The 13,426-nt window shown below is 39.2% G+C and carries 9 protein-coding genes; all 9 read left to right on the forward strand.

The genetic code is table 11. The features are described 5' to 3' along the window. The first annotated feature begins 41 nt into the window (after positions 1-41). The 9 genes from hxlA (at position 42) to LIS78_RS07755 (ending at position 13,409) form a co-directional block, all read left to right on the forward strand. Complete coding sequence (gene hxlA, locus LIS78_RS07715) at positions 42-683, forward strand: 3-hexulose-6-phosphate synthase (protein ID WP_252284917.1); 642 nt, start codon at positions 42-44, stop codon at positions 681-683. Between the two features lie 363 nt (positions 684-1,046). Next, positions 1,047-3,470, forward strand: a complete 2,424-nt coding sequence (locus LIS78_RS07720; protein ID WP_252285328.1) for a GcvT family protein — start codon at positions 1,047-1,049, stop codon at positions 3,468-3,470. A gap of 30 nt (positions 3,471-3,500) precedes the next feature. Continuing rightward, the gene (solA, locus tag LIS78_RS07725; protein WP_252284918.1) at positions 3,501-4,661 is read left to right on the forward strand and encodes an N-methyl-L-tryptophan oxidase; all 1,161 of its coding nucleotides are present in this window, start codon (positions 3,501-3,503) and stop codon (positions 4,659-4,661) included. Positions 4,662-4,727: 66 nt separating this feature from the next. Continuing rightward, the gene (locus LIS78_RS07730; protein WP_252284919.1) at positions 4,728-5,876 is read left to right on the forward strand and encodes an aromatic ring-hydroxylating oxygenase subunit alpha; all 1,149 of its coding nucleotides are present in this window, start codon (positions 4,728-4,730) and stop codon (positions 5,874-5,876) included. Positions 5,877-5,956: 80 nt separating this feature from the next. Next, entirely contained in the window at positions 5,957-7,210 is a 1,254-nt protein-coding gene (locus tag LIS78_RS07735) for a quaternary amine ABC transporter ATP-binding protein (protein WP_252284920.1), read from the forward strand. Positions 7,211-7,212: 2 nt separating this feature from the next. Next, complete coding sequence (locus tag LIS78_RS07740) at positions 7,213-8,076, forward strand: ABC transporter permease (RefSeq protein WP_252284921.1); 864 nt, start codon at positions 7,213-7,215, stop codon at positions 8,074-8,076. Positions 8,077-8,097: 21 nt separating this feature from the next. Beyond that, the gene (locus tag LIS78_RS07745) at positions 8,098-8,979 is read left to right on the forward strand and encodes a glycine betaine ABC transporter substrate-binding protein (RefSeq protein WP_057274625.1); all 882 of its coding nucleotides are present in this window, start codon (positions 8,098-8,100) and stop codon (positions 8,977-8,979) included. Between the two features lie 146 nt (positions 8,980-9,125). Further along, positions 9,126-10,178: a pyruvate kinase gene (locus tag LIS78_RS07750; protein WP_195780683.1), complete on the forward strand. Its 1,053-nt coding sequence runs from the start codon at positions 9,126-9,128 to the stop codon at positions 10,176-10,178. A 477-nt stretch (positions 10,179-10,655) separates the two neighbouring features. Then, a complete protein-coding gene (locus LIS78_RS07755) occupies positions 10,656-13,409 on the forward strand; it encodes a CHASE3 domain-containing protein (protein ID WP_252284922.1) in 2,754 nt (917 codons plus the stop codon). Positions 13,410-13,426 lie beyond the last annotated feature (17 nt).

The following is a 13,426-nucleotide window of genomic DNA, read 5'->3' on the forward strand; positions in this document are numbered from 1 at the left end:
TCATGCTAGACAACCCCATTTAATGAAGGAGTGAAGTAGGTATGGAACTTCAATTAGCATTGGATCTTGTAAATATTTCAGAGGCAAAAGAAGTAGTGCAGGAGGTTCAAGAGTATATCGATATTGTAGAAATTGGTACTCCAGTTGTGATTAACGAAGGGCTAAAAGCAGTCAAAGAAATCAAGGAAGCCTTTCCGTCTTTAAAGGTATTAGCTGATTTGAAAATTATGGATGCAGGTGCTTATGAAGTAATGAAAGCTTCTGAAGCGGGTGCTAGTATTATTACCATTCTTGGCGCTACTGATGATTCGACTATAAAAGGCGCTGTAGAAGAGGCCAAAAAACAAGGAACACAAATTCTTGTTGATATGATTAATATAAAAAACCTTGAACAACGTGCAAAAGAAGTCGATGCACTCGGTGTAGACTATATTTGTGTACACACGGGATATGATCTTCAAGCCGAAGGAGAAACCCCGTTCGAGCAGCTGCAAACGATTAAACGAGTTGTGAAAAATGCAAAAACAGCGGTGGCAGGAGGCATTAAACTGAATACACTTCCAGAAGTTGTGCAGTCAAAGCCTGATCTTGTGATTGTAGGCGGGGGGATTACAAGTGAAAAAGACAAAAGAAACGTTGCAGAAGAAATGAAAAAAGTAGTCAAACAAGCAACTTTGGTCTAAAAATAAGCAAAAGTATTTAAGCGTTCAAAATCAATTAATCGGTAAATGGTTTAAAAAGAAGATAGCTAAGTTATTTTAGCTATCTTCTTTCCGGCATTTTTAGTATAACCATTCATTGATAAGAGTCATTTTGACAGATAGATAGTTTCTTTAAAATTCGTTATTCGAAAGAAAAAAACGGCGGTTTTTCTGAGATTTTAAAGTTAAGAAAGCGTTATCCGAACATTAGCGGAAGAAAGTGCAAAAAAAATCTATGTCACACTTTTTAACAAAATACTTTAAAAATTCTTAATATTAAAAATATAATTAACTATCGACAATATTTAACATCTTTAAATGAAAAAAGGAGGGAGATATGAAGTGATGGAACATAAGAGGATAGTAGTGATAGGAGCTGGAATTGTCGGGTGCAGCATTGCCTACTATTTAAGTAAAATGGGGCAAAGAAACATAACAGTGATTGAGCAAGGCCCTTTGTTTGAAACGGGAGGATCTACTTCTCACGCTCCGGGGCTTGTATTTCAGCTTAGCTTTTCAAAAATCCTGACAACACTAGCTTCTCAAACAGTCGAGACCTTTAAAGAGTTGAGTATAGATGAACAGCGCTCTTTTTACCCAGTCGGCAGTTTAGAAGTTGCCCGTACACCCGAGCGATTAGAAGATCTAAAGAGAAAGGCTGGTGTTGCCAGCTCATGGGGAATCGAAGCTTTTCTTCTTTCACCGCAGGAATGCGCGGAAAAAAATTCGCTGATTTGTCCTGAGCGTATTTGCGGAGGTCTCTATGTTCCGTCAGACGGTATTGCCAAACCTTTGCATGCTGTTGATAAAATGACTCGCTTTTCTAAGGAATGCGGCGTAGAATTTTACGGTCATACAGAAGTGACGAATATTGAAGTGGCAAATGGTCAAGTAAAAGCAGTGTACACGAGTGCTGGAAAGTTTGAAGCAGATGTAATCGTCTGCTGTGCCGGATTTTGGGGGCCACGCATCGGAGAAATGGTCGGTGTAACAATCCCTCTTCAACCAATGGCTCATCAATATGTGTTTACAAATGATTTACTTGAATTGAATGGAGAAACGGAAGAAGCTGCGACTCCTCTTATTCGAGATCAGGATAATGCAATTTATTTTCGTCAGGTAGACAAAGGGCTTGGGATTGGATCATATCAGCATGACCCGTTTCCGGTCGAACTCAGTGACATCACCAAATACGGAGAAACAAAAGAAATGCCTTCTGTTAAACCTTTTACGCCAAAAGATTTTGAAAAACCATGGGAAGATGCAATGGAATTAATTCCGGCATTAAAACAAGCGGGAATAAAAAAAGGAATGAATGGTATTTTTTCCTTCACGCCCGATGGCATGCCGCTGCTTGGCGAAGCACAAGCAGTAGGGGGATTTTGGGTAGCCGAAGCCATATGGGTAACGCACTCTGCAGGTGTCGCGAAGCAAATGGCTGAATGGATGATGAATGGTGCACCGACTGTGGATTTAGAGCTATGCGATATTAATCGTTTCGATACGTATGCATGCAGCCCAGTTTATTACAAACAGCGGTCTATTGAAGAGTATGAAGAAGTTTATAGCATTCATCATCCATTTATGCAGCGAAAAGTATCGCGAAACATGCGCGTAAGTCCATTTTATATGCGTCAGCAAGAACTAAAAGCGTATTTTAACGAAAAAGCAGGGTGGGAGCAGCCGCAGTGGTATGAAGCTAACTATTCGCTTATATCCATATATGAAAAGATGATGTTAATAAGAAATGGGTGGTCCGCTGAATATTGGTCACCGATTATCGAGGCTGAACAGTTGCATACTCGTCAGTACGCAGCGATTTACGATACAACGGCAGCAAAGAAAAGGTTGGAAATTAAAGGGAAAGGAGCTCTCCAGTTTTTACAGAAACTAACGACAGGAAATATAGACATTGCAGTAGGTCAAAGCATACGTACATGTATGTTGCATGAGCTAGGCGGCATAAAAGATCAAATAATGGTTATTCGCAAAAGTATATCAACTTTTTTGATTGTTTGTACAGGAGCTGTAGAAGCAAGCTGGATTCAAAAACACGTGCCTCAAAACGGTCAAGTTGTTTTTCAAGATGTAACGTCAGGGACATGCAGTGTAGCATTAATCGGCCCTAAAGCTACAGAAGTAATGGAGTCCGTGATTCAGCGTTCAGACCTTCGTGGCGATTGGATTCAAGGGCAAGCGAAAACCCTGTTTATTGAAAATAGTTCAGTTCTTGCTCTGCGTGATTCCTACGGGGGAATGGAGAGATGGGAATTGATTACTACTTCTGATCAAGGCCTGAATTTATGGGATTTATTAATTGAACAAGGACAGCCTTATCAGCTGATTGCTGGGGGAGACCGAGCTCTTGAAAACCTTCGAATTGAATTTTTTTCGTTAAAAAGCGGGAAAGACTTTTGGAGCGAACATCATCCATATGAAGTCAACCTTCATGAAATGGTTGATTTAACAAAACCAGTTTTTATTGGAAAAGAAGCATTACTTGATCGTCAGCGAAAAGATTCTGAAACAGTATTAGCGACGCTCATATTAGATGATCCTTCAGCGATAGTAATGGGATATGAACCGGTCTTTTATGGAGAAACGGCCCTCGGATTTGTGACAAGTGCTGGCTATTCATACAGCTTAGGCAAAGGAATTGTACACACCTTATTATCTCAAGCTGTAAATGAAGAAATGGTTTTAGAAGTTGAATACTTTGGTCAGCGTTATAAAGCAACAATGATGACACACTCCCCAGCGGTAGTTTAATTGATCAATCGAAAGGTAGGAGGAATGCAGATGTCAACATATTATGATGTCATTATTATCGGATTAGGAGCTATGGGGAGTACGGCTGCTTATCAGCTCGCCAAAAAAGGTCAGCGGGTATTGGGGTTAGAACAATACGGTCCCGCCCATGACCTGGGATCGAGCCACGGCGGCTCTAGAATCATTCGACAGTCGTATTTTGAAGACCCTGCTTATGTTCCATTATTGCTTCGCGCCTACGAATTGTGGGAGGAAATTGAAAGAGAAAGCGGTCAAGAAATTCTGACGGTTACCGGTGGACTTATGATGGGACCTACTGATAGCTTGACGGTCTCTGGAAGCATTGAAAGCTCTAAACAGTGGAATCTTGCGTATGAGATTCTAGAAGCAAAGGATATTTACAAACGGTTTCCGGCGTTTACACCTTCACCTGCTACAATCGCCCTGTACGAAGAAAAAGCTGGATTTGTTAGGCCGGAAGCGAGCGTATATACTCACCTTCTTCAAGCAGAAAAGTACGGAGCTGAGCTTCACTTTTTTGAGGAAGTGGTGTCGTGGGAAGCTCATCCTTCTGGTGAAGGTGTGCGCGTTGTAACAGCTAATGGAATATATGAAGCTGGAAAAATCATTATTTCTGCAGGCGCTTGGGCACCCGATTTATTACGAGATTTAGGCGTTAGCTTACAAGTAGAGCGTCATGTGCAAATGTTTTTTGAACCAACACAAGGAATAGATGTTTTTTCAGTGGGAAAACAGCCGATTTATATTTGGGAAGCAGATGATTATGTGCAGTTGTATGGTTTCCCTTCTTTTGGATTAAAGGCTGAAGGAGCAAAAGTGGCGTTTTTCCGAAAAGGAACAGCGTGTACGCCGGAAACGATTGATCGAAATATATATGAAGACGAAGTGAACATGATGCGGCACTATCTAGCTCAAGGTCTTCCGCAGCTTAACGGTCGATTTTTACAAGGGAAAACGTGCATGTATACCAATACACCAGATGAACATTTTGTCATTTCACTGCATCCTGAATATCCTCAAGTAGCGATTGCAGCGGGATTTTCTGGACATGGGTTTAAGTTTGCAAGCGTAGTAGGAGAGATTTTAGCAGATTTAGTGATAGAGGGAAAAACCAATCACCCAATTGATTTGTTTACTCCGCAGCGATTTGCGGCGAATAAAATAGTATAAATCGTCGTCAGCTCTTGCGAATGGTTCTATTTAAATGTTTCTAAAGAAGCGAAGGAGGAATAGTAGATGGTTATGGAACATGGTTTAGTGAATGATAATGGGAGACTTGAGCCCACGTTGAAAGGAGAGCTGTATACATCTTCCGACATTTTTAAGTTAGAAAAAGATCATATATTTTCTAAATCATGGAGTTTAGTTGCATTTGAATACGAAATAGCAGAACCAGGACAATATATTACGACGAGAGTTGAAGGCGAAAATATTTTAATTACTAGAGGAAAAGATCACGTGCTGCGTGGATTCTTGAACGTATGTCGGCATCGAGGAGCTAAGCTGTGCAGCCAAGCATCCGATAAAGCAGGTGTCATTCGCTGTCCATATCATTCATGGAGCTATAGCTTAGATGGTGATTTAGTAGGTGTTCCTAACACAAGCCACTGTCGAGAAGAACTCGTGCATAACGAAAATTACGGACTAACATCCGTTCACATTGAAGTGTGGCACGGCATGGTTTGGGTTAATTTATCAGACAATCCTATGTCTGTTGAATATCAGCTAGACACACAAATTTTTGATCGTTTTGGAGAACTTTATACGTTTGCTAGATATGAAATTCAAAACTTAAAATCCGCTCATCGTGAAGAATATGAAGTCGAGGCAAACTGGAAGCTTATTGTAGAAAACTTTCAAGAGTGTTATCACTGTTCCTCTATTCACCCTGAACTTACGGCAACGCTGCCTGAATTTCGTTCGGGAGTCGGTACTCAAAGTTCCGTGGGAGGCGGAGCTAAGTTTGGGGATGAATTAGAAGCTTTTTCAATCAGCGGGAAAGGAAGCCGTCCTATGTTAAAAGGATTGCTTCCTGAAGATGACCGCACGTATTTTGGCATTACCGTTCTGCCGCTTGTATTTATCAATTTAACACCGGATCACGTTATTATTCATCGTATTATTCCAATTAGTGCGGAAAAGTCTAAAGTGATTTGTGAATGGTTATTCGACCCGGAAGAAATGGCTAAGCCTGATTTTGACCCAAAAGATGCCGTGGAATTATTTCACCGCGTTAATTTACAAGACTTTGAAGCGTGTGAGTGGTGTCAAGAAAATATGAGTTCAAAATCTTATAAAGAAGGAGGTATTTTAGTACCTATCGAACAGCACGTTTCTCATTTTTACAATTATGTATTGGAAGCAATCGGTATGAAGGTCGAATAGTAAGTAGAAGTGGCCTGACACGTTACCTCGAGGTGTCAGACCACTTCTAACAATCTAATTTAAAATAAGGGGGAAATAAATTGAGTACAAGCTCTAAACTAACAGAACCCATTATCCGCGTTACCGATGTTTCAAAAGTATTTGGTCACCAAAAAGAACAGGCTCTTAAGCTACGAGAAGCTGGACAAAGTAAATATGAAGTCGAACAAGCTACTAAGACAACCGTTGCTATTTACAATGCTTATTTCGAAGTGAAAAAGGGAGAAACCTTTGTGTTAATTGGATTATCAGGAAGCGGTAAATCTACTTTACTTCGATGCTTGAACGGGCTTGTAGAACCAACAGAAGGGACGGTATATCTAGAAAATACAGATATTTCTCATATGCCAAAAAGGCAGCTTCAGGAAGTCCGGAGAAATAAAATTGGGATGGTCTTTCAAAATGTGGGCCTCCTTCCAAACCGCACCGTGATTGACAATATTACGTTCGGTCTAGAGATACAAGGCGTATCGGCAAACGAAAGGGAAAAGCGAGGTAAAAAGGCGCTTGAAATGGTGGGCTTAAATGGACAAGCTTATAAAAGAGTTTATGAATTATCAGGAGGTATGCAGCAGCGGGTTGGATTAGCAAGAGCTCTTGCTTCTGAACAGGAGATTTTGTTGATGGATGAGCCTTTTTCAGCTTTAGATCCTCTTATTCGAAGAGATATGCAAAAGCTATTTCTTGATATTCAGGGAGAAGTACAAAAAACAGTTATTTTTGTGACGCATGATTTGGATGAAGCATTAACTTTAGGCCACCGGGCTGCCGTGATGAAAGACGGGGAAATTGTACAACTTGGAACCGCTGAAGATATTTTAAGTCAACCGGCAACTGATTATGTAAAGCTGCTTGTTCAAGACGTTAATTACGGCAAAATTCGCCTTGCTAAAGACGCGGTGGTTCCGGTAGAAACGGCAGCCTATGAGTATGAATCACCGCAAGTTGTATTAAGAAGAATGAGAACCAATCATTTATCTACTATTTTTGTTCTTGATAGTGCTGACCGCTTATTGGGCTTAATGAGCATTTATACAGTGATGGAGCTGATAGAAGCTCATAAGCATGATTTAAAAGGAAAAGAAATGACACAGCCGCATTGTGTTAATCCTGATATGTCTTTACAAGAAATGATTCCTCTATTTACAGACAGTCATTCGCCTGTAGTTATTGTTGATAATCATCATCGCCTACAAGGTATGATTTCCCCAAGCACTCTTATTGCAAATCTCACTGAACGCACTGCAGTGACCGAGCAACAAGAAGTTAAGTCATATCAAATGGAGGTCCGATAAATATGATGGTAAATTCCGCGACGATTCCTCGTATTCCTTTAGATAAATGGGCAAACTCATTTGTTGATTACATGATTGATAGTTTTTCAGGTGTATTTACTGGAATCAACCAGATAATGACGAGCTTAATAAGCAGTCTCGAATGGGTATTGACCGCTTCTCCTCCGCTAGTAACGGTCGTTGTTTTTGTTCTATTAGCGCTATGGTTAACAGATTGGAAGATAGCTGTATTTACGGGTTTTGGTTTACTTCTTATTATTAGCTTAAATTTATGGGAAGCATCGATGCTGACCTTATCTCTCGTTTTAGCTTCTACTATTATCTCACTTCTATTTGGCGTTCCTTTAGGCATATTATCACACCGCTTTAACAAAGTTGGAGCAGTGATAAAGCCCATTCTTGATATTATGCAAACAATGCCTGCTTTTGTTTACTTAATTCCGTCCGTACTTTTATTTGGATTAGGGAATGTTACAGCTCTTATTGCTACTTTTATTTTCGCAATGCCGCCTGCCGTTCGTCTGACACTGCTTGGACTTCAGCAAGTTCCCCAAACTACTTTAGAAGCGGCAGAAGCTTTTGGAGCGACGGAATGGCAAAAATTAATTAAAGTCCAGCTGCCGCTCGCTTTGCCTATGATTATGTCGGGTATAAACCAAGTTATTATGCTATCTCTTTCGATGGTTGTTATTTCTTCAATGGTCGGTGCAGGAGGCTTGGGTGCTGAGGTGTTAAGAAGCATCAGTATGTTGGATGTAGGCTTAGGATTTATCGGTGGGATTGCTGTTGTCATTATTGCCGTTATTTTAGATCGTCTGACGCACCTTTCTACTCAAAAAAGAAAAGGTATTCAATCAAGTAAATAAAATGAATAAAGGTGGGAGTATATGAAACAATCAAAAAAAGTTTCTTTTATTATGCTAACAATCGTCATTATGCTGCTTGTCTCCGCATGCGGCAATAGCAATACGGCAAGCAGCACGACGACTAAAAAAGAAATTACAATTGGATACATACCATGGGACGAAGCCGTAGCTGTTACGTTTTTATGGAAGGAATTATTAGAGGAAAAAGGCTATAAAGTTAAAGCAGTTCAAAGCGACGTAGCTCCGCTTTTCTCAGGAGTTGCTCAAGGAAACATTGATTTATTTTTGGATGTATGGATGCCGACCACCCATAGTTCTTATATGGAAAGATTTGGAAAACAAGTTGACGTTCTCGGCACTTGGTATGATCAAGCAGATAGCGGATTGGCCGTTCCCGACTACGTAGACGCGCAGTCAATAGCTGATTTGAAAAATAAGAAAGATGAGTTTAACGAAAAGATTATTAGTATTGAACCGGGATCTGGAATAAACGGTCTTACTAAAGATCATGCGATGCCAAGCTATGGGTTAACAGACTGGAGTTTAGTAGAAAGCAGCACAGCCGCCATGTTATCGGAATTAGATAAAGCCATTGCTAATGAAGAACCCATTGTTGTTACGTTATGGCGCCCGCACTGGGCTTTTGAAAAGTATAATCTCAGATACTTAAAAGATCCCAAAAATACGATGAATCCAACTGGACCTGAAAAAATACAGTCGATTAGCAAAAAGGCATTTAAAGAAGATTATCCAGAAGCAGCAAAGTGGCTGAAAGATTTTTCTATTAGTGCTGATCAATTGGCATCGTTGGAATCAGAAATTAACAGTGCAAAAGACGAAACAAAAGGCGTAAAAAACTGGATTTCTAAAAATAAAAAAGTGGCTGGAAGCTGGGTGAAATAAAGAAGAGAACGAAAATAAAAGAGCTGTCTCATAAGTGAAGCTATTGACTTAGAGACGGCTTTTTTGTGGGAATATAACTATTTTTATATGAAGCTTATCTCTTTCATTGAAGTGGGCATCCTATGTTAAAAGGATGGTGAAAGGCGATGGCAATCGACCGAATCTGTACAATTGGGCCTGCTAGTAATAAAGAAGATGTACTAGCGAAACTGTTAGAAAAAGGAATGACAATAGCTCGGCTGAACCTATCTCATGGGTCGCATGAAAGCCACAAGAAAATTATAGATACAGTAAGGTTTTTAGATCCCTCTATTCAAATCCTAGGAGATTTGCAAGGTCCTAAAATTAGGCTTGGAGTGATGAAACTAAAAGAAGTGGTGTTAAAAGAAGGAACCTCTTTTGTTTTGTATACAGAGGAGGTATCAGGAAATGAAAAGGGAGCCAGCGTTGATTACAAGGGTATCGTGCAGGATGTTCAAAAAGGAAGCAAAATCTTAATGAATGACGGCCAAGTAGAGCTAATTGTTGAAAGAGTAGAAGAAGATAAACTTGTCACAAAAGTAAAAAAAGGCGGCGTTATTTCTTCACATAAAGGAGTAAATTTACCAGCTACTCGCGTGCGTTTACCAGCCATTACTGAAAAGGATAAACAAGATATCAGATTCTTGGTGAAAGAAAAAGTAGATTTTCTTGCTTGTTCATTCGTAAGAACCCCTGAGCATTTAAAAGAAATTAAAGATTTTATCCATTTAAAACATCCAAATACCCCAAAGCTAATTGCAAAAGTAGAAACGATGGAAGCTATAGAAAATTTTCAGAGAATATGTGAAGAAGGCGACGGAATTATGATTGCACGAGGAGATTTAGGAGTAGAGCTTCCATATGAATGGATTCCCTTACTGCAAAAAATATTAATTCACGAGTGCCGGTTGCACGATAAATACGTAATCACAGCGACACAAATGCTTCAATCAATGGTAGACAGCACGATTCCCACAAGAGCTGAAGTGACAGATGTGTTTCAAGCGGTGTTTGACGGAACGAATGCAGTGATGCTTTCTGCTGAAACAGCAGCTGGAAAATATCCGATTGAAAGCATAGAAACTCTTTATAAAATATCTTATTTTGCTGAAACTATTTTAAATAAAAACGCCCCTAGCCTCTCAGAGTTTTTAACAATGTTAAAGAGCTCGAGATAAAAAGTGCAGCAAGTAAATATGTAAATTAAAAAAAGTGGCATTGCTTTCTACTGTCCAAGTACAATTTAAATAATGAATGCTTTACGTTTCGTATGTAAGTATTTATTTATACCTATGTTGTCATAATTTATGTGATTCCCCAAAGCATAAATTACTTTTCATTACCTTATTGTGTACAAATATATTACGAGATAAGCCTATGCCTTTAAAGGCATGGGCTTATCTTTATATGGAGTTTTAAAACGTCAATTTCTAATTGGGGAATTAATCTTCACCTCTTGCACAATAAATATTCTTCTGTACAAAAATAGAGTGTATAATAGGAATGTTGACTTGATAGGAAAAAGAGAGAAGCCTTATCAAGTAAAGGAAGATGGAGTGGAGAGTGTGTACTGAAAGTGAAATTGTCCAGCGGCAAAAATAAACATGTTTTTCGAATGCTTCTAGAAGAATATCTAGAATGAAAGTAGGAACATTATGGAAAAGAAAATGAGGTTTGGCATCAAATCCAAAATTATTATTGGATATTTAATTGTTATTGTCTGTTTATTTATTGCATTTATTGTTTTAAACAGTCAAATTTCATCTTTGCAAAAAGAGCGAAATTTTATCATTGATCATGATATTGAAGTGCATGATCTGACCAATCGAATTGAAAAACACCTGCTCGATATGGAAACCGGACAAAGAGGCTATATTATTACAGGAGAAGCGAGTTACTTAGAACCTTATAACAGCGCAGCATCAAGTTGGGAAAAAGATTATAATGCGCTGTATCAGCTTCTAAATAATAATCCAAATCAGCAGGAGAAACTGGAGAAGATTAAAGGGAGCATTCAAGACTGGATTGAAGCTGCTGGTGAACCGACCATTGCATTAAAAAAAGAAAATAATACAAAAGAGCTTCAGCAATTTTTTGAGAAAGATCCTGGGCGCCAGTATATGGACGATATACGCAGCCAGTTTACTTCTTTTAGAAATGTAGAGAAAAAATCGACTGAAACAAGAGCAGCAGAGTTAGACGAGAAAAATAAAAAAATTAAAATTGGACTTTACGGTTTGCTGTTATTTGTTACGCTTATTTCACTTGCTATCGCTATTGTTTTGTCCAATTCCATTGTGAATACGATTAAAGAAGTTACGCAAACGATCAAACGAATTACGGCTTCAAAAGGCGAGTTAAAAGGAAGAATTAAAGTTAGATCTAATGATGAAATTAAAGATTTAGGGCTAGCCACGAACGCGTTGTTAGAAAATATTGAAGAGCGAAACTGGCTTCAAACGAACATTGCTCATGCTGTAACGATGTACCAAGGCATAGCATCTGTAGACAAGCTTGCGGAAAAATTTCTCTTTACGGTTTCAGAAATGACAGGAGCTTCTTTCGGAGCATTTTATGTTCGAGAGGAAAATGATAAAGGAAACCTATTCGTCAAACAAGCTGCTTTTGCAGATAGAAAAGGCGACGCGGGAAGAGAGAGCTTTTTGATAGGCGAAGGGCTCATTGGACAAGCTGCTTTAGAAAAAAGAACCTTTGTCATAAACGATGTACCTGACACGTACCAGCTCATTACTTCAGGATTAGGAGACGTAAAACCTAAGAGTATTTTTATTGTACCCGTCTTGTTTGAAAATGAAGTAATTGCTGTTATCGAGCTTGCATCGCTGCACGAATTTACAGTTTTAGAGCAAGAACTTATTAGTCAAGTGATTGAAACGTTTGGTCTCACTATCAATGGTGTAATCAGACGTATGGAAATTGCTCGTCTATTAAAAGAATCTCAGGCGATGACAGAAGAGCTCCAGGCTCAGTCTGAAGAACTTCAAACACAGTCAGAAGAACTGCAAATGCAGTCTGAAGAGCTGCGTATGATTAATGAACAGCTAGAAGAAAGAACAAAAGATGCAGAAGAAAAATCGGTTGAATTAGAGGCTGCAAAAGAAGATTTAGAAGAAAAAGCGCATCAGCTGGAATTGAATTCTCAATACAAATCTGAATTCCTTGCTAATATGTCGCACGAGCTTCGAACACCGCTTAACAGCATTCTTATTCTGTCTGAAATGCTTGAGGAAAACGCGGCTAAAACGCTATCTGAAGATGAAGAAGAATATGCTCGTATTATTCATTCTTCAGGAAAAGACTTGTTGGCATTAATCAACGACATCTTGGATTTATCAAAAGTAGAGTCTGGAAAACTAGATGTCTTGCTTGCTGAGATGAATATGAGTGAGCTTCCAGATCAAATTGAACGTAATTTCAGCCACGTTGCTGAACAGAAAAAAGTACAATTGAAAATTAATAAAGCACAAGATGTACCGGACATCATTCACACAGATGAAAAGAGATTCCAGCAAATTGTGAAAAATCTTTTATCAAATGCATTTAAATTTACGGAATCGGGATCTGTCACAGTATCCATTCAACGAGTAGCTGACCATCGTCTTACAACAGCTATGCGTACAGTCGATACGGATTGCTGGCTAGAAATAGCTGTAGCTGATACAGGGATTGGTATACCAAAAGAAAAGCATCAGCTTATCTTTGAAGCGTTTCAGCAGGCGGATGGAGCTACGGTTCGCAAGTACGGAGGAACGGGACTTGGCTTATCTATTTGCAGTGAGTTTGCAAAATTATTGGGGGGCTGGATTTCCCTAAGCAGTGAAGTAGGAAAAGGAAGTACGTTTACCCTCTACCTTCCTAGTCTCTCTAACGGTCTTATTGACTATGAGAAAGTGAATTTTGCATATGAAGAAGTAGCAGTATCTGTAGAAGAAGCTGAACCTGAAGCAGAAATAACTGAAATTGATCATCCTGTACAACCAGTTGAACCTCCATTGCAAGATGATGAAAATGTGTTTCAGGATAAGCGAGTGCTCATCGTAGATGATGACCAGCGCAACATCTTTGCCTTAAAAACTGCGCTAGCTAAACAAGGTATGACCATTATGACAGCTCATAACGGAATAGAGTGTCTTGAAATGATGGAGAATAGTGAACCATTTGATCTCATTTTAATGGATATTATGATGCCGCAAATGGACGGGTATGAAGCGATGCAGAAAATTAGAGGAGAGCTAAAGCTTGTTGATTTGCCTATTATTGCACTAACCGCTAAAGCGATGAAAAATGATCGTGAAAAATGCTTGGAAGCTGGAGCATCAGATTATATCAGCAAACCTTTAGATTTAAATCAGCTGTTCTCCGTTATGCGTGTATGGCTAGTAAATTAAGCGGGGTATGAAACATA

This window comes from Priestia megaterium, from assembly GCF_023824195.1.
Taxonomy (GTDB): domain Bacteria; phylum Bacillota; class Bacilli; order Bacillales; family Bacillaceae_H; genus Priestia; species Priestia megaterium_D.

Bases quoted from the DNA above. Each gene is read 5' to 3' on its own strand.
- hxlA (WP_252284917.1), top strand. From the start codon at position 42: ATGGAACTTCAATTAGCATTGGATCTTGTAAATATTTCAGAGGCAAAA.
- LIS78_RS07720 (WP_252285328.1), top strand. From the start codon at position 1,047: ATGGAACATAAGAGGATAGTAGTGATAGGAGCTGGAATTGTCGGGTGC.
- solA (WP_252284918.1), top strand. From the start codon at position 3,501: ATGTCAACATATTATGATGTCATTATTATCGGATTAGGAGCTATGGGG.
- LIS78_RS07730 (WP_252284919.1), top strand. From the start codon at position 4,728: ATGGTTATGGAACATGGTTTAGTGAATGATAATGGGAGACTTGAGCCC.
- LIS78_RS07740 (WP_252284921.1), top strand. From the start codon at position 7,213: ATGATGGTAAATTCCGCGACGATTCCTCGTATTCCTTTAGATAAATGG.
- LIS78_RS07745 (WP_057274625.1), top strand. From the start codon at position 8,098: ATGAAACAATCAAAAAAAGTTTCTTTTATTATGCTAACAATCGTCATT.
- LIS78_RS07750 (WP_195780683.1), top strand. From the start codon at position 9,126: ATGGCAATCGACCGAATCTGTACAATTGGGCCTGCTAGTAATAAAGAA.
- LIS78_RS07755 (WP_252284922.1), top strand. From the start codon at position 10,656: ATGGAAAAGAAAATGAGGTTTGGCATCAAATCCAAAATTATTATTGGA.